This is a genomic window from Roseovarius indicus (assembly GCF_008728195.1).
GTDB classification, from domain to species: Bacteria; Pseudomonadota; Alphaproteobacteria; order Rhodobacterales; family Rhodobacteraceae; genus Roseovarius; species Roseovarius indicus.
In genome coordinates, this window is the sequence record NZ_CP031598.1 from 2,660,374 (window position 1) to 2,681,975 (window position 21,602).

Consider the following 21,602-nt stretch of genomic DNA (forward strand, 5'->3'; position numbering starts at 1 on the left):
CGTATCCTCTAGCGCTGCCATGCGCGAAAGCGTCAACACCGTTGGGGTGCAGACTTCAAGGCAAAGCGGTGAATGGCAGAGGCGGGCGCAACACATGACAAAGGCTCATCCATTCAGCACGAGAAAGGGCAGGGCGCTTCGTCAATCCATTCTCGAGCGTGACCTATTCACCTGCTGTATGTGCGGCGCCATTCTGACAGACGGAAGACACAGCCAGAAATCGGCAGTGGTCGACCATGCGGAGCCACTGGATCTTGCACCAGACAAAGCGCTGGACCCTGACAACCTCCGCACCTGTTGCAAGTCGTGTGACCACCAAGTGAACCGCACTATAGAGAACAGGGCCAGACGATCCGGCTTATGGAACGCAAGAGGAGCGCAGTGGATAGCCTCTGAGAAGCGAAGATACCGCTTCGTCGGGGTGGATGGCTCGACCATCTGACGCACCCCAGCGGCTACTGCACGGTATGCCGGGTGTGGCCAGCCGGGGGGGGTATGCAGCGATCTGGGAGCCTGTGGGACGGAAACCCGGCGCCCACCATCATTTTCACACAGATCACCCCGAAAACAGGGGTGGGGGTTATAGTATAACATGCGGAAGCCAGTTTACAGCCGGATCTACGCCAACGCCCCAGATGGAGACGCGCGGGCCAGTATGGCGGATTCCGAGTGGAAGGCGCTGATTGAGGACGTCGACGGACGCGGGCAACTCACAGAACAGCGGAAGCGGATTATCGATCGGCTGGTACGTGAGCGGGTCGAGTATGAATTCCTTTATCCGACCGTTGCGGAGCAGGGCGCGATCAAGGAAGGCCCGAACGGCGGCGATGTGTTCAACTTTCATTGGTCGGCGCTGCAGAAGATCAAGGACCAGATTACGAAGCTTGAGGAGCAGTTGAAAATTCCGGTTGAGCGCGCGGCGCCGGCGGGTGCTCCGAAGCCTGCGCAGACAAAAGCGGATAAATTCCTTGAGCGACTTGGACCCCACTAGCGAATATGCGCGTCGGGTTCTAGATGGCGAAATCGTTGCCGGCAAGTTCGTGCGCTTGGCGTGCGAGCGTCATTTCGAGGACTTGGAATCCGGCGCTCCGCGCGGTCTTTATTTCGATGCGGATAAGGCCCAGGAAGCGATAGATTTCTTCCCGGCGATGTTTACCATCACGGATGGGCCGCTGGCTGGTGAGCCATTCGAGTTGCTGGAATGGCATAAATTCGTGGTCGGGTCTTTGTTCGGCTGGCACAAGTCAGGTCGTCTAAGGTTCCGAAACCTCTGGATAGAGACAGGCAAGGGGCAGGCAAAATCGCCGCTGATGGGCGGCATCTCGCTTTACGTCGCGGGGTTCATGGGGATCAGGCGGGCGCAGTGCTATGCGATCGCGTCCAAGCTGGATCAGGCAAAGATACCGTTCAAGGATGCCGCGGCGCTGTGCCGGGCTGAGGTGCCCGGCCACGGTGAAAGCCTCGAGGATAAAGGCATCGTTTTCGTCTCCGGGAAGGGCGAGAACGCTTGGCGAATAGAATTTGTGGGCTCCGGGTCGTTCTTTGAGGCGAAAGCCACGACGGACACGCTTTCAGGCCCGCGGCCGGACGTGGTGATCGGGGACGAGATCCACGAGTTTGCGACGAACAGGCCGATTGAGCTTTGGTCAGCCGGCATCGCAAAAAAGGCCGGGTCAGCCTTCATGATCCTCGGCACAAACACCCCGGCAATTGACCAGATCGTCGGGACGGAACAGTCGGAATACTACCAGCGCATGCTGGAAAAGGTGTTCGATGACGACGAGGCTTTTGCGTTCATCGCTCGGGTCGACGAGGAAGACGATCCATTCAATGACGAGTCTTGCTGGGTAAAGTCTCTGCCGGCACTCGGCAAGACATTCGGCCATGAGAACTTGCGCGGCGAAGTAAACCGCGCCAAGAACGACGAAGGGAGGCGGCTTTCGGTTTCCCGCCTCTATTTCGGGATTCCGGTCGGCTCGTCCGGTTTCTGGGTTGACGAGGCGGCTTGGCGGGCATGTATCGGCAAGTTCGAGCCCGAGAAGGTCGAAGGCCAGAAATGCTTCCTGTCGCTCGACCTGTCGGAAAAGAACGACCTTACAGCGCTCGGTGCCGTCTGGAAGGGTGATGCGGACTACCTTACGGCGAGGTGCTGGTATTGGACGACGCCGGCGGGCCTTGAGCGCCGATCGGCCTTGGACCGCATCCCGTACAAGACATACGTTGAAAAAGGTGAGTTGAGCGTCACGCAGTCGGCGGTGATCGACTATGAATTCGTCGCGATGCAGGTGAAGTCCCTGGTTGCGGAAAACGATGTCGACAGCCTGACAATCGACCCGAGTTTCTGGGAGAAGTTTCGGGACGCATGCGAGGCGATCGGGCTGGCGGTTTGGGTTTATGAGGGGCCAGAGAAGCCGGAAGGTGATGGGTTAAAGGTTGTCCGGCACTCGCAAGGCACGAAGGTAGCGTTTGGCGAGCGCAATCTCTGCATGCCGCACAGCATCACGCGCTTCACTGACAAGGTTCTGGAAGGCGAAATCCTCATCGAAGAGAACCGGTTGACGCAATACTGCGCGGCCAACACGGTCATCAAGACGGACGCCATCGGAAACCAGATGTTTGACAAGTCGCGCCAGCGCGGCCGGATGGACGGCATGATCGCACTGGCGATGGCCGTTGGGGCGTCTGAGGGCGTCAGGGGTGAAGCGGAGCCCGAATATCAATTCATAACCATTTAGGAGGCCGACATGGATCGTGCCTACGCAACCCTTGAAATCAAGGAAATGGATGAGGATTCCGGCACGATTACCGGCATCGCATCGACACCTGCGACTGACCGCATGGACGATATCGTTCTGCCGGAGGGCGCGAAGTACCAACTGCCTATCCCATTGCTTTGGCAGCACAATCACGGTGACCCGATTGGTCAAGTGACAGAGGCCAAGGTAACGAAAAAGGGTATTGAGATTGTCGCCAACGTTTCGCGTGGGGTGACAGACGAGATCGACAGGTATTGGAAACTGATCAAGGCCGGTTTGGTTCGGGGTTTGAGTATCGGTTTCCGAGGGTTGGAGGTCGAGCAGATCGAGGGATCTTGGGGTGTTCGCTTCAAGGAATGGGAATGGCTGGAATTGTCAGCCGTCACAATTCCCGCAAATGCGGAGGCGAATATCGCCACCGTGAAGGAATACGCAGCCAAGCCAGCCGCGACAGGCACCGGCAAGGATGCGGACAGCGCCAAGGGCGCAAAATCTCCCGGCGTCACGGGAAATCAACGAAAACCAATCTCACTGACGCCCAAGGAGGGCAGAAACATGAAGACCATTGCAGAGCAGATCGCCGCTTTCGAGGCGAAACGCGCGGCATCGCAGGCCCGGATGGAAGAAATCCAGGATGCGGCCGTTGAACGTGGCGAGTCCAAGACCGCCGAGGAAAAAGAGGAATTCGACAACCTCAAGGCCGAGGTCAAGGAGATCGACGGAGAACTCGGCGATCTTCGCGACCTTGAGGCCACCAAAGCCAAGGCAGCCAAGGTTGTCACCGGCGACAAGTCGGACGATGCTTCTCAGTCTCGCGACTACCGCGCTCCTGTGCGGGTGAAGGCTGCGAAATCGGCACCCGGTGTTGAGTTCGCCCGGCTTGCTCGTGCCAAGGCAATCAGCCGCCTTGACTCGGAGCCAGCGCGCGAGGTTGCCAAGCGCCTTTATGGCGAGGACTCGCCGGTAACTGGCATCTTGACCAAAGCCACGGTCGTCGGTGGTGAATCCACGTCGAGCAACTGGGCCGCCGATCTGGTAGGTGACGAAACCTCGGTTTATGCCGATTTCGTTGAATACCTACGCCCGATGACGATCGTTGGGAAGTTCGGCGCTGATGGCGTGCCGGCACTTCGGACGGTTCCGTTCCGCACCCCGCTTATCAGCCAAACCGCTGGGGGTTCGGCATACTGGGTCGGTGAAGGTGCGCCCAAGCCGCTGACCGCGCTGGATTTCAGCCGCACCACTCTGGACGAACTGAAAGTCGCGACCATCTCGGTTGTGACCGAGGAACTTCTACGGAAGTCCAGCCCGTCTGCTGATGCTGTCCTGCGTGACAGTCTCGCAGCCGCGGTTGCCGAGAAGATCGACCAGACGTTCATTGACCCGGCGGTTTCGGCATCGGCGGGTGTTTCGCCGGCTTCGATCACCAACGGCGTCAGCGCGACCACCTCGACCGGCAACGATGCGGACGCGATCCGCGAGGACATCCGGGCGCTGTGGGCGACCTTCGTCGCGGCCAACAACCCGCCGACGACCGCGGCTTATGTCATGTCGTCTTCGACGGCACTGGCTCTGTCGCTGATGCAGAACCCGCTCGGCCAGCCTGAGTTCACCGGCATCAACATGCGCGGTGGCACTCTCCTGGGTGTTCCGGTCATCGCATCGGAATATCTGTCGGCGGTTTCCGCTGGCGGTTATGTGGCTCTGGTCAACGCCTCGGATATCTACTTCGGTGATGAAGGCGGCGTGAACGTCGATATGTCCCGCGAGGCATCGCTGCAGATGCTGGACAACCCGACGAACAACGTGGACGGCACCGCAACCTCTATGGTGTCCATGTTCCAGACCAACTCGGTTGCATTCCGCGCCGAGCGCATCCTGAACTGGTCCAAGCGCCGCTCGTCGGCTGTGGCCCTTCTGGATGAGGTCAACTGGGGCCTGCCGACCCCGTAACCTGAATGGGCGGGCCAATAAGGCCCGCCCTAACCGTTTTGGAGAGGCAGCAGCATGAAACAGAATTACATTGATCGCGCCATGCGCGCGCGCGACCCGCGTTTCGCCAAGATTGTCGATCGCCTGGGGTACAAGCGCCGCGATATGGTCGCAGAAGAACCGGCAGACCCGATTTCCGCCTTGCGGGAGGAATATGAGCGCGTGGTTGGCAAACGGCCGTTCATGGGCTGGGATGCTGACAAGCTGCGCGAGAAGATCGCCGCGGCGAAGGCCGGTTGATGAAACTTCCCCGGCTATTCAGGAGCCGTGAGAAGGCGATTTCGCCCGTCGCGCAGTCGCGCGGATCGTGGTATCCCGTCTTCGAAAGCTATTCCGGCGCATGGCAGAGCAATGTCGTCGTCTCGCTGGATAGCGTCCTATCGAATCCCTACATTTTCGCCTGTCAAACGCTTATCGCGCGGGATATCGCGAAGCTTCGCGTTAGGTTGATCGAGCGCGAAGGAAAGGTGTGGAAAGAAGTAAGCAAGCCTTCGTTCTCGCCTGTTCTGCGCAAGCCGAACGCCTTCCAGACGCGCAACCAGTTTTGGGAAAGCTGGATGCTGTCCAAGCTTTCGCGCGGCAACACATACGTTCTCAAACAGCGCGATCAACGCGGTGTCGTGGTCGGGATGTATGTTCTTGACCCTACGCGGGTTACGCCTTTGGTTGCTGACGACGGGTCGGTGTTCTACGATCTGTCGGTCGACAACATCTCGGGCATCGAGGAACAGTTGGTTGTCCCGGCGCGTGAGGTCATTCACGACCGCTGGAATACGCTCTTTCACCCGCTGGTCGGTCTGTCGCCGATTTTTGCAAATGGGGTTGCAGCCACCCAAGGGCTCCGAATTCAGGATAATTCGGCGACGTTCTTTGGCAATCAGTCCAACCCGAGCGGCATTCTTTCTGCGCCCGGAAAGATCAGCGATGAAACGGCAGGGCGCCTGAAAACAAGCTGGGAAGCGAACTATACCGGTGCGAACGCCGGAAAGGTTGCCGTTCTGGGTGATGGTCTGGCATTCCAGCAAATGGCCGTATCTGCAGAAGATTCCCAGATGGTCGAGCAGTTGAAATGGACGGCAGAAGCTATCGCCGCAACATATCATGTTCCGCTCTACAAGATCGGCGCGGGGCCGGTTCCAACCGCCGGCAACGTCCAGACCCTGAATCTCGAGTATTACAGCCAGTGCCTGCAATCGTTGATCGAGGATGCGGAGAGTCTTCTGAATGAAGGTCTCGGCCTCGACGGGCACAGCATCGGCACCGAGTTCGATACCGAAAACCTTCTGCGAATGGACAGCAAGACGCAGATGGAGACCTTGGCGCTTGGCACAGGCGCGGGGATCATCGCCCCGGACGAGGCGCGCGAGCGTGTGAACCGTGGTCCGGTTCCTGGCGGCGGTATGCCCTACCTGCAGCAGCAGAACTACAGTCTCGAGGCGTTGGCCAAGAGGGACGCGCGGGAAGACCCGTGGGCTGGTCCTGCCACGCCGGAGCCGCCAACTGATGAAGAGCCGGATCTACCCCCAGAAGAGCGCAGAAGCGCTATTTGGGCAGAACTGAGGAGAGCGGCCGTATGAAGCATTCCGAGATAAAGATGCTGGCCGAAGAAATCGGACCGGTGGTCCGTAGCCTAATAGACGACGCGACTTCCCCCCTTAAGCAGGAAATTTCCCACCTAAAAGAAATCCTGTCGCAACGGTCAGAGGGTTTTTCTGATGTTTCAAAGTCGGTTGACCGTCTGGAGCAACAGTTAAACAAGGCCAAGGAATACGTAGAGGCGGAAAAAAAGGCAGTAAGCGACCGTTTCGACGCTATAGAAGCTATGGAGCCGCCCAAGCCGCCGGAACTACCTGATATTGCCTCTATGGTAGCCGAAGAGGTTGCAAAATCGATTGCGAAATTACCGGAACCAAATCCTGGTATGGATGGGGCACCGGGAAAAGATGGTAAGACCGGCGAAAAGGGTGAGCCAGGCAAAGATGGTGTCGGCCTCGCCGGTGCCTTCATTGACCGTGCCGGCGAGTTGACGGTGACGCTAACCAACGGCGAAACGCGCTCCCTTGGCGTGATCGTGGGCAAGGACGGTGCTCCGGGCAAAGATGGCGAAGACGGGATCGGGTTTGAGGACATGGATATTGTCCACGATGGAGAGCGCGGGTTTACATTCCGGTTTCAGCGCGGCGCGAAGATCGTTGAACGGGCATTCACCCTGCCGGTGATGCTCGATCGTGGCGTTTTCTCCGAAGGCAAGGGTTATGCCGCGGGCGATGTGGTCAGTTTTGGCGGTTCTATGTGGGTGGCGCAAAAAGACACAGAAGAGCGCCCCGGCGATGGCGATGGCTGGCGGCTGTCCGTCAAGAGGGGCCGCGACGGCAAGGATGGGGTTATGAAACCCGCGCCGGAGCCCAAGACCGTAAAGGTTAAGTGATGGTCGCGCTGGTCCAGTTGGAAGAGACGAAATTGGCGCTGCGTGTCTGGCATGACGATGACGACATCGACCTGTCCGGTATCATCGAGGCGGCTTCGGAGGCGGTGATTGACTACCTCGACACGCGGGCGGAATCATATCTCACATTCGACAGCGGTGGCGACATCGCCAGCGAGTCATCTGTGCCGGAGAAAATCAAGCGGGCGACCATGATTGTCTGCCAACACCTGTACGAACCAGATGACGATGCGAAAATGGGGCCGGGCGGGTTACCGCATCGCGCCGAAATGCTTCTTTACCGCCTTGCCGACCCACCGCTTGCCTGAATGGTGGCCCTCATGGGAGGGCGAGACCCTCGTGATCGTTGCAAGTGGGCCGTCTGCGGGGGGTGTGCCGATTGAGATGGCGAGAGGCCGCGCCAAGGTTATCGCGATCAACAATTCTTGGGAATTGGCGCCTTGGGCTGACATTCTGTTCGCCTGCGATGCGAAGTGGTGGGATAGGCACCAGGGCTGCCCGGATTTCGAGGGCCTGAAACTGTGTATCGAAAAGCCGGCGTGTAAAAGATGGGGAGTTGGCCACGTTACATGCATGAAGCCGGATGACCGTTTCTTTCATGAGCCGAAGGGCACAGTGGGGTGGGGCGGGAACAGCGGCTTTCACTGCCTGAACCTTGGGGTTCAGTTCGGCGTAAAGCGAATTTTGCTGGTCGGCTATGATATGCATATCAAAAACGGGCTGCATTGGCACGGATCGCATTTGTCGGGACTGAATAACCCGACAGCCGGAAATGCCGAACGGTGGCGAAAATCGCTGGACGCTGCACACAAGGAAATTGCCAAGACAGGTGTTGAGGTTTTGAATTGCTCGCCAATTTCCGCGTTGCAGAAATATCCTAAAGCGGTCTTTGAGGACGTCATTTGACGGGTGTTCGCGGGCATCGCAATAGGGTGAGGATCATGACTGTCCTCCGCAGCGGCGGGGAATATGAAGAGTGCCACGTCGACCGGTTGAGGGAGCAATGCGAGAAACACGCTCCGGATACCGAGTTCGTCTGCCTTTCCGACATTGGCGGCACCGCGCTACTGCATGACTGGCCGGGATGGTGGGCAAAGATCGAGGTGTTCCGCTTCCAAGGGCCAATCCTTTTCGTGGATCTGGATACGACAATTCGAGGTGACTTGAGGCCAATTCTGGACGCTGCAGCCTGCCATGAATTCATCGCCTTGGAGGACTTCAACCCAAGGCTTCGGAAAATGGGGTCTGGTCTTATGGCATGGGGAGGCAGCATGTCTCACATCTACGAGACGTTTTGCGCAAACCCAGATGCGCATATGGCGAAGTGTACGACGCGCCGGCATTTTGGGGATCAGGGTTTTATCGAGCCTCTGACGGAAGGGCGGACGTACTGGCAGGATATTCTTCCGGGATCAGTCGTGAGTTGGAAGAAGCATTGCAAGTCTGGGGTTCCAGATGATGCGAAAATCGTTTGCTTTCACGGCAAGCCTAGACCTTGGGATGTTGGCCAATGAAGGGATCGGATCTTTTCGAGTCTGTCACTTTCGACCGGCCAACTTTCGATGCTCACGGGGTGCAAACAGGTTGGAGCGAAGGTGTCTATTCAAGCCGGGCGCACTTCCGATATTTGCGCGGTTCAGAGAGCGTTATGGCGGCGCGCTTAGATGGCAAACAGCCAGTTGTTGCGACGATCCGGCGAAGCGCGGTTGCGGAAACGATCAATAGCGAATGGGTGATGAGAGACGTCAGGCGCGGGACGACCTACAATATCCGTACCGTAGTGCCAAGTGACGACCGGAGGTTTCTGGAAATCACTGCGGAGAGCGGGGTGGCGACATGAGTGCTTCCGAGGAGGTTCAAAACCTAATCCAGACTACGCTTCGCGCCGATGCGGAAGTTGGTTCTATTGTTGGGGATAGGATTTATGATCAGGCACCGCCGGGGACCAGCCGAATCTACCCCGATATAACCTTTGGGCCTAGCGACTATGCCCCGGAAAACCTGCAGTGCCTAACATCTAGGGAGGAAACCTTTCAACTGGACTGTTGGACACGTGATCACGGCAGGCTGGCTTCGTGCCGCGTTTTGGTCGATGCGGTCAAGGATGCATTGCATAATGCGGACTTATCGCTTTCGACCAATGCGCTGGTTTTGATACAGGTTGAGCAAGTTCGAGTATTTCGCGACCCTGATGGTTTAACCGGTCATGGCGTTATCCAAGTCACGGCATCCGTTGAAGAGGCTGCTTGATGGTGCAGGGGCTTTCTCAGTTCAATCGCCGTTGGACGGCAATTCCGAAAGCGGTCAGACAGGCTGCGATCGACACGCTAGAGCAGAATGCCGCCGAGATCGTTGCGGATATGAACCGGAACAAACCTCTGGTAGAGATCGAAATCGGCTGGAGCTGGGGGCAGGCACCGAATGGAGCGATGAGCCTTGGAACGGTCGGCTCGACCGAGCGGGGTTTGCTGATCACGATCTGGGCGCGCGGGGATGATTTTAGCGCGGCGTGGTTCGAATTCGGCACTGCGCCGCGCCAACACAAATCCGGAAAATCCACGGGTCAGATACAGGCCAGTCCGTTTTTCTGGCCAGTCTGGCGGGCGCGGCGGCGGCGCGTGAAGTCACGCCTTACCCGCAACATCAACAAGGCAATCAAGAACGCTTAGCGCAGGGTTTCGCATAAGTCGGAAAGCCTCTGGATATAGTCGTTGACGGAGAATCTGGCGGCCATCGCTTCATCTTGAGCTATTTTGGCTGTCTCTCGTTGGTCTGTGCCATCAATCCGCGCATTGCGAAGACGCTGGGATGTTTCCCATAGCGCGGCCTTCGCTTCGTAAGCGTCCATTTGGAGTTTCACGCACGCTGCGTGATCCATCGCCACCGCAGGAGATGTGGCGAGAAGAGCGGCGAAAAAAGCAAGTCGGAACATGGGGCCTCCATGAAGATAAAGATGAATAGCGATGCTCACCATCGCATTAGCTCGGCCGTGACGCAATCGTTCAAGGCAGGGCAAACATATTCGGTGCCCAAGGCAACCGGAAATGCGCTGATCAAGCGCAAGGTGGCGGAAATGGCCACTGCCAAAGAACCGTCCAGCGAAAAGGAGAATTGAGCTATGGGCACGGGCAATCAGACCACTCGACTGGTCATCCAACTGGGCGACGGGGCATCCCCGGAAGTGTTCGCCCACACATGCGGGGCAAACGCATTCGGTATCACGCTGACCAACAATCTCGGTGAGAACACGGTTCTCGACTGCGACAGCCCTCTTGATGTGCCGGCTGCTATCGTTCGGCACCTTCAAAGCCAGGATACCAGCGCCACAATGAGCGGCATGGTGACAACGGAGGCGTGGCCGACATGGTTAGCTTGGGCCGACGATGGCGACGAGAAGAACATCAAGATTTTCCTTGATGAGAGCGCAGCGAATAATGGTGGCTATTGGACGCTTCCCGCTTATCTCCAGACGCTAGAACTCAGCAAGGAGAACAGCGGCAAGGTGACATTCACCGCCACTATCTCGGGCGCTGGCCAGCGCGTCTGGACTGACGCAACCTGATGGCTGACGTGATTTTGGAGTGGGCCGGAAAAGATCGTCTTTTCCGGCTCGACTTCGGCGGCGTTCTCGATCTGGAGGAGGCTTGCGGAAAAGACCCCATTGGCGCGATATTTCTGCGTATTTCATCCGGTAAGTTTTACGCCAGCGACATTTGGCACACGATACGGCTGGCTCTCATCGGCGGCGGTGAAAACAAGGTTGAAGCAAAGCGGCTTATGGAAAACCACTTTGATCGAACGCCATATACTGAAAACGCTTCAATTGCCGGAGAAATCCTTATCGCCCTGATGATGGGGATTGAGGATGGCGGCGCCAATGGTGAAGCCACGGAGCCGGAGCCGATCCGCTTTTCTGAGGTTTCTCAGATCTGCCGGACATTCAATATGTCGCCGCATGACCTTCGGGCGCTGACATATGCGGACTTTGTGAATCTTGTTCGCGGTTTCAACTCTTCGCAAGGCCCGAAACTTGAACCGCCGAGCGAAGAAGAATTTGAGGAAATCCTCGCGAAGTACGAGCCGGAGGCTCTTCAGAAATGAACACAGCAGTCGAGACATCTCTTGTCCTCCGCATGGAGGCCACGCTCGCCAAGTTCGAGAAGCAGATGGCTCGCGCGAAGAAGGCCGGCACTGATACATCAAAGGGGCTTGAGGCGCAGTTTGCCAACAGCAACAAGAAGATGGCTCAAAGTGCCGAAACAAGCGCCATTGCCATCGGAAAAGAGATGGATCGACTGCGGGCTAAGTATGACCCGATGTTTGCGGCATCGAAGCGTTATGAGGCGGCTCTTGAGGAGTTGAATAGGGCGCAGAAGGTAGGGGCGCTCAATACCCGGCAATACGAGGACGCGCTAGAGCGATTGAACGCTGACTATGCGCAAGCCACAAACCGGGCGCGACGGCTCGCGGGAGCGAGCGCCGATGTGGGGCGAACCACCCGAGGCATGGGTGGAGGGCTCCAGAACGTCGCCTTTCAGGTCGGCGATTTTGCGACACAGGTCGGCGCCGGAACTTCGGCTTCTGTCGCCCTCGGGCAGCAGCTTCCGCAGTTGCTTGGCGGGTTTGGCGCTTTAGGCGCCGTCATGGGGGCGGCGGTCGCGATCGGCGTCCCGCTCGCAGCCAATTTCATTGATTTGGGTGATAGCGCAGAGGGGGCGGCCGACAAGGTAGATACCTTGGAAGAAAGCGTGGATCGACTTGAGTCGTCCATTAAGGCTGCATCTTCGGCTGGTCGCGATGATCTTGTCGAAAGTTTCGGGGCCGTCACCTCGGCTGTGTTGGCATTGGTCGACGCTGAAAAGCAGCTTTCGCTTCTTGAGGCGGCAAAGAACCTGCGGGAGACTCGGGAGGCGCTTGCGGGGTTCACTGACGTTGGGTGGCTCGATTCCCTGCGGGGGTTTTCGGACACCGCCGAGGGGACGCTCCGCAAGGTTCAGCATGAATTCGGGCTCACAGAAGAGCAAGCTAAGCAACTTTTGGGTGCGTTTGAGCAGTTGGCGGCTGCTGAGGGGCCAAGGAATATTGCGGATGCATTCGCGAGGGTTCGCGGTGAGCTTCTGGATGCGGTCGGCGGATACGAAAAACTTAATATGGAGCAGATCGCCTTTCTTGAGAGCCTGAAGGATGCTGAAAGGGCGGCTCGGGAAATGGCAAAGCAGCTTGATGATGCTGAAACAAACCTTCTGGACGTTGCCGAGGCGGCCTACGCCGCAGCGCGGGGTTTCGCGGCGGCGCTTCCGAATGTTGATACCTTGCTGGGCCGTGTTCAGGATCTCGCCAAGGCGGCGTGGGATTACGCCGGTGCGATGGGCGCGGCAGAGATCCATTCCAGCGAACAGGGGCGGCGCGGTGCGAGAGACCCTCGTGAGTTCGGCGGCAGCGCCTTTGACTGGCAGGTTCGCGAAGGCACTGAGTTTCTTGATAACTACACCCCGCCCAGGTCATTGCGTTCCGGTTCTGGGCGATCGAAAAAGCGGGACGACCCTTTTGGTGCTGAGGAGGAAATTGCCGCTCTTGATCGCAAAATTCAGATGATCGGGAAAGAAACCGCCGAGATTGCGAAACTTGAAACCAAGTACGCTCTTTTGGATGAAGCCAAGCGGCGCGGAATTGACCTTGACTCGCGCCAAACGGAAACCGGCGAAACGGTTCGTGAGCAGATTGAGCGTCAGGCGGATTCAGTCGGGAAACTGACGGAGAAATATGAGCAGGCGAAGGAGCGGGCCGAGTTTTTCGATGATGCGCAACAACAACTGAAAGACGGTATTATTGACGCTATCATCGAGGGCGAAAACCTTGCTGGCGTTCTTGAGAATTTGGCAAAAGCATTCGCCAAAGCCGCTTTGGAGGCAGCGCTATTTGGCAGTGGTCCCTTCGGTGGCTCTGGTGGTGGTCTGCTAGGCGGTTTTGTCGGTGGCATTTTCAATGCGAATGGCAATGCGATTCAAGGTGGTCGGGTCGTGCCTTTTGCGTCGGGTGGTGTCGTTTCGTCACCAACGGCCTTCCCGATGGCAGGCCGAAAAGTCGGGGTTATGGGCGAATCCGGGCCGGAGGGCATCATGCCTTTGACCAGAATGGCCAACGGAAAACTTGGCGTTCAGTCGAGAGGTGGCGGAAGCGATATGAACGTCGTGATCAACAATTACGACGCTGGCAATAATGAAATGCGTCAGACGCACCGTCAGGGGCCGAATGGTGAGGAACTGGTCATCGACGTGGTGAACCGCGGAGTTGCGCGCGGGGACATGGATAAATCCTTCGGCAGCCGATACGGCGCCAAGTCGAAGAAGGTTTCGCGATGAGCGTCCCGTTTTGGCCCACCTCATTGCCGCAAAATCCACTTACCAGTTATGCAGGCGGGTTTGTGGATAACCGTGCCTCATTTCAAGCGGATGCCGGCGAGCCGATGGAGCGGCCTCTAACGACAGCGGCGCCGGAAGTGTTCAACGTCACCTTTCGAGTCTTGACGCTGGATCAGTATGCCACATTCAAAACGTGGTATGAGACCGACCTTCGGTTTGGCGTAAACCGTTTCATCTTTCGCGATCCTTTGGTTCGCAGGCCGGTCTGGTTCAAGATGCTGGGAGGTGACCCGCCATTTCAGGTCAGCGCCTCGGGTGGAAAGTACGTAAACTTGCAAGCGCGGCTAATGCGCCTTCCAGGCGTGCCGTGGTTCTCTGACTACATCCCGAGTGGTGTTTGCCGGGTGCCCTACTTCGTGGCCGACTACGCCGAGGGGGTCTACGGCATCGACGGGCAAACGGTGGCGGCTTCGGCCCTGCCGACCATTGCCGGCACCTATTGGGTGCAGCGCACGACCACGACCTCGATCACCGAGGCGCAGGAAACGCTGGTTGCGACTGATATTCCGGCAACCGCACCGGCGGGCACCACGAAAATTCTTGGGTTCGAGATATGACGGAACGCAGCGTCCCGACATCGGTGATGGCGGAACTGGAGCGCGCGGAAAGCCCCGACGCGCTGATCTGGTTCCTGACAATCACGCACCCGGACATCGGCGAGCCGATCCGCATTGTTTCGGATGTGTTCGATTACGTGCTGGGTGGCGAGACCTACACCGCCATGCCGTTCGATGGGCGCCCGCTGACCGACAACGACCAGATGCCGGCGGCGGAGCTGGTGGTTTCCAACGTTGATCGGCGGGTCGGTTTTGCCCTGGAGCGATCGACGGAGCGAGCCATCATCGACCTTGCCGTTTATTCATCGGCGGACTTCGACTTGAGCGCCGATCCACGTACAGAAATTGGTACAGCATCGCGGGTCTATGGCTTCGGGCGGTTCGAGTTGAGCGACGTGGAGGTGACGGTGACGCAGATCCGGGGCCGGGTCACGCTGCCAGACTATACGCAGGAGCCTTGGCCCTACATGCGGGCCACTCAGGACCGGTTTCCGGGGCTGTTCGTGTGACCTGGGCCGGGCGTTACATCGGCCTGCCGTTCATCGACGGCGGGCGCGGACCGGAGGCGGTTGATTGCTGGGGCTTGTGTAAGCTCGTGTACGCGCAGGAATTGGGCATCAACCTCCCCACCTACGGCGAGATCGGGGCCAGCGAGTTGCGCCGCGTAGCTCAAGCCATCGGCACTGGCCAGTCACAGGCAACGTGGACGCAGGCGGAGGCGCCGCAGGCGTTCGACGTGGCGGTCATGCGAAGCGGCGGCAAGTGGTTGCCCTGCCATGTCGGCGTGATGGTTGATGCTGGCACGGTCCTGCATGTCGAAAAGGCGTCGAGCGCCTGTCTCGAGCCGATCACAGGCCAGTTAATGAAACACCGGATCGTCGGGTTCTGGCGGCACAGGGGGCTTGCGTAGTGAAGACTGTCGCAATCCATCGCGATCTGTTCGCCATGCAGCCGCATGTCTTCCATCTGCCGGAGGGTATGTCACTGGCGGACATGGCCGAGCGGGTGAAGTCGCTTCCAGATGGCTGGCCGCGCCATGACGGGGATGCGATCTGCATCAACGGGCAACCCGTGCCCCGCGGCGTCTGGCACATGGTCAAGCCCAAGCCGCAAGCGGGCGGCGTGCCGATCGAAGTGACATTCCATGCCCCGCCGATGGGCGGCGGAGGCGACAACAAGAACATTCTCGGGCTTGTGGCGTCCATCGGGCTTGTCGTCCTGACCGGCGCCGTTGTGAGCGGTCAGCTATTCGGTGGCCTCACAGGGGCAACGTCCGCCGCCGCCACGACAGGCTCGCGTCTCTTGGGTGGCGCCATAGCCGCGCTTGGATCTGCGGCCCTGAGTGCCCTTGCACCGCCCCCTGTGCCAGAGGCTAGCGCACCGGACGCACCGGAGCAGCCCGGAACGGCAGGAGCAGAGGGCAACCCGCTGTCGCCCAACATGCCGCTTTGGCGCGTGGTCGGGACGCACAGGCTGTCTCTGCCGCTCGTGACAAAGCCGCTGGTCTACTTTGAAGGGCAGGACGAGATTGTCGAGATTGTCGGCGCGCTGGCCGGGCCGCACACTCTCACAGAGCCGCGCATGGGCGGGGCGAGCCTAGATGACGTGGATGGTGTTGAATATGAGACCGTGACGGGATGGGCGGGCTACACACCGCTCACGCTGTTCAACAGGTACGGCCGGTCGGATTCGGTGCGTAGCGAGTTGATCGGCCATACCGTCGATCAGGAAAACGGGCGCCGAATTGAAATCCCGCCGGGCGGTGAATTGGAAGACGCTCTTCCGCAGCGCAAGATGATGGCAACGGGGCAGTCCCCGGATCAGGTCTGGATCGATCTCGTGTTTCCGCAAGGCCTGTTCAACCAGGGCTCAGAGGATACCGAGTATCGGGTCGCACTTCGCGCCCGCATGAGGCTACGCGGCGAAGAGACATGGGTCGATCTGCCGGAACTGCATTACCTCAGCTCGCAGATCGGGGAAAAGCGGTTCGCACTGCATCTGGAATGGATCGACGGCGCGCTCGATGACGCCAGCGTCTCGGGTCAATACGGCTGGGTCGAGGCCCGGATCAACTCGCCTGGGCAGAACATTGCGGTGGGGCCGACCACTGCGGATTGGGACGCAAACGGCTACTTCGACGCTGGAAGCGGGGATGACTACATCGCCGCCGGCAATCGCGACACGACAGCGGTTAGGAACGTCATTCTGAGCGAGCACAAGGCGACGATCTACCTAGATGAAGGGACGTTCCCGAAGGGCGAGTACGAGATCGACATAAAGCGGAGCTATGCCTTCCGTGACAACGACTACAACCCGGCAACCTACAATGTCGGCGGCGGCAACCGGGATTTGTTCGGCTACCAGGGCGGCGGCGCGCCGGCCATCTTCCAGACCCGTCAAGGTATCAGCGACAAGCTTTACCTCGTGCGGTGCTCGAGCGTCTGGGATCAGCCCCCGGCACCGCTTGGGCATGCCGCGCTCTTGGCCATCAAGGCCCGCAACGTGAACCTCGACCCGGTGTCGGTGCTGGCGAGCGGCCTTGTGCGCGATTGGGATGGTTCGGGGTGGACAAACTGGATCACGACCAGCAACCCGGCGAGCCACATTCGGGATATCTATGGCGGAACGATGAACGCCATTCCGGTGCCCGAAGAGGTTATCGACGACCCCGGAATTGTTAATTTTCGGGCGTATTGCCCGACGAAAGGTTACGAGGTCAACGCCATAATCAAGGATGCTTCGGTGGCAGGTGCTGCGCAAATCTGCGCCGGTGTGGCCTATGCCAAGACCTACCAGTCGGACGTGTTCGGGGTCACGCGCGATTATGATCGATCGGCGGAAGACCCGGTTCAATACTTCTCGCCGCGGAACATGGCGAATTTCTCTTGGACCAAGGGCTACCCGAAGCGTCCGGACGGGCTCCGGGTCACGTTCTACGACAAGGACAGAGAATACAAGCAACGCCAGATCACGCACCCCGAGGGATCGGGCCTGACGGAACAGATCACCTATGACGGGCTTGTCACGGAGGCGGAGGTGCGCGCCAGGGCGCAGTACGATCTGGACGTCCTGAAATATCGCACGGCCTTCTATTCATGGGATGCCCCGGCGCTCGCGATCAAATGCCGCCGCGGCTCGCTTGTGGGGGTCAGCACCGATTTCCTGCTCAAGTGGGCGGGCTCGGGGCGGATCACCAAGATCGAATACGATGGCAGCGGAGACGTGACGGCGATCACGCTGGACAGCGAGCCGACATTGCTCGGTGGGGATGATTGGGACGACCTCGACACCTTCGCCGACGACTTCGATCTCGGCCGCATCGGCAAGACCAGCGGGGCTGTCCTGCATCGTGCCGGCGGCACGGTCACGACGCACGAGTTGGACGCCACGAGCGATGGGGCGCGTCTGGTGTTCGCAGCCGCGGTTACCCCTAACGGGCTGGAGGTCGGAGATCATGTCATCGTCGGTGATCTCGGCAATGAAATCAGGCGCCTCGTGATTCTCGATATGGCGCCGCGGGACCGTCTGACATGGACGATTACCGCAGTCGCGGAAGCCCCCGAAATCTGGAGTTGATCTATGGTTGATCGCACGGTCCCGACCTCGGCATCGCCGGGGACGTATGAGGATATGCTCGACAAGTACGCGGCGCTCTGGGCTCTCGCTTTGGCCGCCGCTGTGCTTCCCCTCACGAATGTCGGCGGGACGGCAAACGCCGTAACTGCTGACGTTGACCCGGAAATCCCGGCCGCTGGCTTTTCTGCCGGCATGGTGTTTTCGATCACGTGGGGCGCAACCAATACCTCTTCTGGCGTGACGATCGCGATTGGCAGCGAGAGTGCTGTCGATATCGTGGACGCGGACGGCACAACGCTTGAAGTTGGGCAGATCGAAGACGGGCGCACCGACGTCCTGATCTATGACGGGACCGATTTTCGCCTGCTCACTGGTGGCGCGGAGATCGATAATGGCTCCGCCTCTATCACGACTTACACCACCTCCGACACCTGGGTGAACAGCGCCGCTGAAAACACAATCGTCATGGTCGAGTTGTGGGGTGGCGGCGCCGACGGGACCACCACCAACGGGGGCGATGGCGGCGAATACAACCGGGCATTCTTCAAGGCTGGCGACCTGACCTCAACAGTTGCCATCGGCGTTGGTGCCGGCGGCGGAAACGACAGCACTTTTGGCTCGTACCTCACGGCCCGCGGCGGACAGGGCGAAGCCCCGGCAGGCGCATGGCTTGGCGGCGCAGGCGGAGCGAATGGAGAGGGCGGCACGGACGCGATGTGGGGCGGCGGCGGCGGCTCTGGATCTGGCGGGCCTGGCGGTGGCTCCAGTGAGTACGGCGGGGCAGGGGGCTCAGCAGGCAACGACGGGGCAGCGCCCGCAGGTGGCGGCGGAGCGAACGGCTCGGGAGCCCGCGGTGAAGCCCGGATTACGGTGTTCTGATGGAGACGATGATGCGGAAAGCAAAAATCGAGGACGGCGTCGTCGTGAATGTCGAGGCCGTCAATCCGGACAGCATTCCGGACCACGCACGGGGATGGCCGGAATGCCCGAAATGGGTCCGTAAGGGCTGCGCCTACGACGACGAGACGTTTTCGGAGCCGGAGCCGGAGCCGGTGACGGCGGACATGATCGAAGACGAGGCCGAGCGCCGGGTGAACATGGTCGCAAGCGACCGGATGCAAGGCCGCCTGTTGGCGGAGCGCCAGGCGCTGTCCGCCAAGGCCGACAAGACATTCGATGAGCAAGCGCGGGCCGACGAAATCGACGGAGCTTTCGCGGACATCGCGGCCATTTGGGCGGCGTCCGACGCGCTGATTGAGCAAGACCCAATCCCGCAGGACTTCCAAGACGACAAACACTGGCCTTGAGGTAGGAAATGGCAACATCGACGGTAAATGTCACCGGCACCATCACGGCGCCGGGCGGAAGCGCTCTGACCAGTGGCACCGTGTACTTCACGCTCACCAAGTGGGACGTGGACACGAACCAAGACGAGCTTCTTTGGAAATCGACGGTTTCCGCTGTCATCAACGCCAGTGGTGAAATCGACGTGGACCTTTGGCCTAACAGCCGGGGAGGTACAGCTTCTCGGTACTATGTCGAGATTGCTGGAGAGACTGTGGCGGGAAGTTTCCGTCTGCCGCTTGGGTACATTTCGATCCCTCAGGCCGGCGCGCCTCACAACCTTGAGGATCTTCTCCTGGCAGGAGAGCCAGCGCCATCGGCTGTTTATGTCGGGATCATCACTGAGGCGCAATATGATGATATACGCACGGCAGTTGAAGAGGCCGAGTTAGCGCGCAACGACGCGCAGGAGGCCCAAGCGTTGGCGGAGGCCGCGCGCGATGCCGCCATTCTTGGTGTTCCGGATGTTTATGAAGACACGACAGCCGGCCTTGCGGGCACGTCGGACGGGGACTATTTCACCATCCCTTCGACCGACCCCGATGGATATCTCGACCTCTATCTGAACGATGGTGGTTCCGCCGTTCTTCAGCGTTCCTACGCAACGCTGACAGGCGCAGAGATCAAGACGGCGCTGTTTGCCGAAGACAACACCAACAACTTTGACGACGACTACCGCGAAAAGCTGGACAGCGCGACCTTCAACGCCACGGTGCCGCGATTTGCGTATCTCGATGCTAAAAAGGTGGTGGTCGATGAGGATGGCTATGTCATCGAGATCGTCCGGGACTATTACATCGAAGATGCTGACGGTGCGAGGGATCGCAACCCGGTCGATGCAATCACGCTCCCAAGGTTCGGCTTCTCGGACGCCGAAGAGGTAACGCTCGGCTCCGATGGCGAGGTGTTGCGGGTGTCTCGGACGTACACTGTCGAGACGTCAGATGGTCAGAGACAGCTCGGCTATGTCTACACGATCCCGCGCGCTGTTTACGCGGATGCGGAGGCCATTGAAGTCGGGTCCGATGGCGCCATCGTGAAGATCGACAGGCCTTTTGTCTCGGAAACCGCCGAGGGTGTTCGCGACCGACGTCTCACGGTGGTAGTCCCGGCGTTGGGTTATCCTGACGCGGAGGCCGTGGAGGTAGACGCTGACGGAAACATCGTTGCGATCAACCGTGGCCGTGTGGACTGGCGCGGCGCCTCATATATCGGGCGCAATGCCTATCCCGAGATGCAGTTCGACGGCACCGGAGATATCGGCTGGTACGACCCGGACGACGTGCTGCTTGTCTTTCCTATCTGGGGGCAGTCGAAAGCCAAGGGAATTAACGGCGATGCCGATGCGCTGATTTCCACGACGGCGACCTATTCAGGGTCGGCGCTCATGCCCAGCTACGGCGTCCATGTCGAGGGGCGGCGTTTCGCGGGGGTGGCCGATCTGGTCGAGACCGCCGAATATGGTTGCCGCGAGACGCCACTGTCGGCCCTGGTCAACCACTACATTCGCGACGTGAATGCGGCGGTGAGCGTAGAGCCGCAGGTGCTTGGCTTCATCGCGGCTCAAACCGCGCAGCCGTACTCGAACATCAAGCGAGGCTCGGCGGTGGGTGTCGATCTTCTGAACGGCCTTCGCGATGCGCAGCGCTACGCAGCGAGCATCGGCAAGGTTGCCATCTGCCCGTCGCTGTTCATAAACCACGGCCAGAATGCGACTGACGGGCAGGGCGGCATTGATCGGTATATCGCGGCCATGAAGCAGGCGCAAAAATGGTTCGCGGGCGCCTGTCGCAATATTCTCGGACAGGCCGACGAGCCAACTTTCATCATGACGCAGATCGACGCGGGCAACATCCGCGACATCGGTGATGCCAATTTCTACCTGGACAGCACCAGCCGGGCGCAGCGGCTTCTGGCGCGCACTCCCGGCTTCACGCTTGCGCTGAATGAAGGGCACCTGCCGCTCGGCACCGATGGTCTGCACTGCACAAATGAGGGGTACTACCTGCAAGGAATGTCATGGGCGCGCGCTGCGTTTCGGGAGATCAATGGGATCGGCAACCAAGCGATGATCGTGACCGACGCGCAGTGGCGCTCGACCACCATCCTCGACCTTGAGGTGCACGTGCCTGACGAGGGCGATGTAGAAATAGATGCGTCGGACATTTCACCCGCCTTTGCTGCGTCGATCGATACACAATCGGGGATTATGGTTGCGGACAGCTCGGGGTCTATCGCCAAGGCAAACTTTTCCGTCTCCATTATCGATCCAAGTGCAACTGGTCCCGCAAACGGGACGGTAAACGGCCGTTGGATCCGGATAACGTTTTCCAGCGCCCCGGCCGACATAGTGCAGTGGACGACATCCATGCGCGGTGACGCAAATGGGCTCGGGCGCTCGCACATTGCGTCGGTCAACACCTTCACGCCCATTCACACTTTGCCATCAGGTTTCGATGACCGCGATTGGCTCTGCGCCGATCATGGCGTCCTTCCGGCACTCACCTAA

General features: G+C 59.3%; 24 protein-coding genes. 23 read left to right on the forward strand and 1 reads right to left on the reverse strand.

Annotated elements, in window-relative coordinates; translation table 11 throughout:
- The first annotated feature begins 655 nt into the window (after positions 1-655).
- From RIdsm_RS12540 to RIdsm_RS12595, 12 genes are all read left to right on the forward strand, one after another.
- Entirely contained in the window at positions 656-991 is a 336-nt protein-coding gene (locus tag RIdsm_RS12540; RefSeq protein ID WP_143100346.1) for a P27 family phage terminase small subunit, read from the forward strand.
- Complete coding sequence (locus RIdsm_RS12545; protein WP_057816694.1) at positions 969-2,735, forward strand: terminase large subunit; 1,767 nt, start codon at positions 969-971, stop codon at positions 2,733-2,735. Before RIdsm_RS12540 ends, RIdsm_RS12545 begins: the two co-directional genes overlap by 23 nt.
- A 9-nt stretch (positions 2,736-2,744) precedes the next feature.
- Positions 2,745-4,709, forward strand: coding sequence for a phage major capsid protein (locus RIdsm_RS12550; protein ID WP_057816695.1), 1,965 nt, complete (start codon positions 2,745-2,747; stop codon positions 4,707-4,709).
- Between the two features lie 81 nt (positions 4,710-4,790).
- Positions 4,791-4,988, forward strand: a complete 198-nt coding sequence (locus tag RIdsm_RS12555; RefSeq protein WP_201455570.1) for a hypothetical protein — start codon at positions 4,791-4,793, stop codon at positions 4,986-4,988.
- Positions 4,988-6,325 (forward strand): phage portal protein, encoded by a 1,338-nt coding sequence (locus RIdsm_RS12560; RefSeq protein ID WP_057816697.1) that lies wholly within the window; start codon positions 4,988-4,990, stop codon positions 6,323-6,325. Before RIdsm_RS12555 ends, RIdsm_RS12560 begins: the two co-directional genes overlap by 1 nt.
- On the forward strand, positions 6,322-7,176 hold the full coding sequence (locus RIdsm_RS12565; RefSeq protein ID WP_057816698.1) for a hypothetical protein: 855 nt from the start codon (positions 6,322-6,324) through the stop codon (positions 7,174-7,176). Before RIdsm_RS12560 ends, RIdsm_RS12565 begins: the two co-directional genes overlap by 4 nt.
- Positions 7,176-7,502: a head-tail connector protein gene (locus RIdsm_RS12570; RefSeq protein ID WP_057816699.1), complete on the forward strand. Its 327-nt coding sequence runs from the start codon at positions 7,176-7,178 to the stop codon at positions 7,500-7,502. Before RIdsm_RS12565 ends, RIdsm_RS12570 begins: the two co-directional genes overlap by 1 nt.
- Positions 7,417-8,100 (forward strand): hypothetical protein, encoded by a 684-nt coding sequence (locus RIdsm_RS12575; RefSeq protein WP_217625293.1) that lies wholly within the window; start codon positions 7,417-7,419, stop codon positions 8,098-8,100. The genes RIdsm_RS12570 and RIdsm_RS12575 overlap by 86 nt, the downstream gene beginning before the upstream one ends.
- A 35-nt stretch (positions 8,101-8,135) precedes the next feature.
- On the forward strand, positions 8,136-8,708 hold the full coding sequence (locus RIdsm_RS12580; protein WP_057816701.1) for a hypothetical protein: 573 nt from the start codon (positions 8,136-8,138) through the stop codon (positions 8,706-8,708).
- The gene (locus RIdsm_RS12585; protein WP_074939767.1) at positions 8,705-9,034 is read left to right on the forward strand and encodes a phage head completion protein; all 330 of its coding nucleotides are present in this window, start codon (positions 8,705-8,707) and stop codon (positions 9,032-9,034) included. Before RIdsm_RS12580 ends, RIdsm_RS12585 begins: the two co-directional genes overlap by 4 nt.
- Positions 9,031-9,444, forward strand: coding sequence for a DUF3168 domain-containing protein (locus RIdsm_RS12590; protein ID WP_057816703.1), 414 nt, complete (start codon positions 9,031-9,033; stop codon positions 9,442-9,444). The genes RIdsm_RS12585 and RIdsm_RS12590 overlap by 4 nt, the downstream gene beginning before the upstream one ends.
- A complete protein-coding gene (locus RIdsm_RS12595) occupies positions 9,444-9,863 on the forward strand; it encodes a hypothetical protein (RefSeq protein ID WP_057816704.1) in 420 nt (139 codons plus the stop codon). The genes RIdsm_RS12590 and RIdsm_RS12595 overlap by 1 nt, the downstream gene beginning before the upstream one ends.
- On the opposite strand, the gene RIdsm_RS12600 is transcribed toward RIdsm_RS12595, so the two are convergent.
- Entirely contained in the window at positions 9,860-10,126 is a 267-nt protein-coding gene (locus RIdsm_RS12600; protein WP_057816705.1) for a hypothetical protein, read from the reverse strand. The genes RIdsm_RS12595 and RIdsm_RS12600 overlap by 4 nt on opposite strands.
- Before the next feature lie 9 nt (positions 10,127-10,135).
- Here RIdsm_RS12600 and RIdsm_RS30125 point away from each other — a divergent pair, with 9 nt between their 5' ends.
- From RIdsm_RS30125 to RIdsm_RS12650, 11 genes are all read left to right on the forward strand, one after another.
- Positions 10,136-10,309, forward strand: a complete 174-nt coding sequence (locus RIdsm_RS30125) for a hypothetical protein (protein ID WP_160325852.1) — start codon at positions 10,136-10,138, stop codon at positions 10,307-10,309.
- 3 nt (positions 10,310-10,312) lie between these two features.
- Entirely contained in the window at positions 10,313-10,756 is a 444-nt protein-coding gene (locus RIdsm_RS12605; protein ID WP_057816706.1) for a phage tail tube protein, read from the forward strand.
- Entirely contained in the window at positions 10,756-11,295 is a 540-nt protein-coding gene (locus RIdsm_RS12610; protein WP_057816707.1) for a gene transfer agent family protein, read from the forward strand. The genes RIdsm_RS12605 and RIdsm_RS12610 overlap by 1 nt, the downstream gene beginning before the upstream one ends.
- A gap of 32 nt (positions 11,296-11,327) precedes the next feature.
- Positions 11,328-13,556: a phage tail tape measure protein gene (locus RIdsm_RS12615; protein WP_160325853.1), complete on the forward strand. Its 2,229-nt coding sequence runs from the start codon at positions 11,328-11,330 to the stop codon at positions 13,554-13,556.
- Positions 13,553-14,173, forward strand: a complete 621-nt coding sequence (locus RIdsm_RS12620) for a hypothetical protein (RefSeq protein WP_143100345.1) — start codon at positions 13,553-13,555, stop codon at positions 14,171-14,173. The genes RIdsm_RS12615 and RIdsm_RS12620 overlap by 4 nt, the downstream gene beginning before the upstream one ends.
- Positions 14,170-14,682, forward strand: a complete 513-nt coding sequence (locus tag RIdsm_RS12625) for a DUF1833 family protein (protein WP_057816710.1) — start codon at positions 14,170-14,172, stop codon at positions 14,680-14,682. Before RIdsm_RS12620 ends, RIdsm_RS12625 begins: the two co-directional genes overlap by 4 nt.
- 74 nt (positions 14,683-14,756) lie before the next feature.
- Positions 14,757-15,083 carry a hypothetical protein gene (locus RIdsm_RS12630; RefSeq protein WP_236553236.1) on the forward strand — a complete coding sequence of 109 codons (327 nt, stop codon included), beginning with the start codon at positions 14,757-14,759 and terminating at the stop codon, positions 15,081-15,083.
- Positions 15,083-17,749: a phage tail protein gene (locus tag RIdsm_RS12635; protein ID WP_143100343.1), complete on the forward strand. Its 2,667-nt coding sequence runs from the start codon at positions 15,083-15,085 to the stop codon at positions 17,747-17,749. Before RIdsm_RS12630 ends, RIdsm_RS12635 begins: the two co-directional genes overlap by 1 nt.
- 54 nt (positions 17,750-17,803) lie before the next feature.
- Complete coding sequence (locus RIdsm_RS12640) at positions 17,804-18,628, forward strand: hypothetical protein (RefSeq protein ID WP_143100342.1); 825 nt, start codon at positions 17,804-17,806, stop codon at positions 18,626-18,628.
- Positions 18,628-19,056 (forward strand): hypothetical protein, encoded by a 429-nt coding sequence (locus tag RIdsm_RS12645; RefSeq protein ID WP_057816714.1) that lies wholly within the window; start codon positions 18,628-18,630, stop codon positions 19,054-19,056. Before RIdsm_RS12640 ends, RIdsm_RS12645 begins: the two co-directional genes overlap by 1 nt.
- An 8-nt stretch (positions 19,057-19,064) precedes the next feature.
- Positions 19,065-21,602: a hypothetical protein gene (locus tag RIdsm_RS12650; RefSeq protein WP_143100341.1), complete on the forward strand. Its 2,538-nt coding sequence runs from the start codon at positions 19,065-19,067 to the stop codon at positions 21,600-21,602.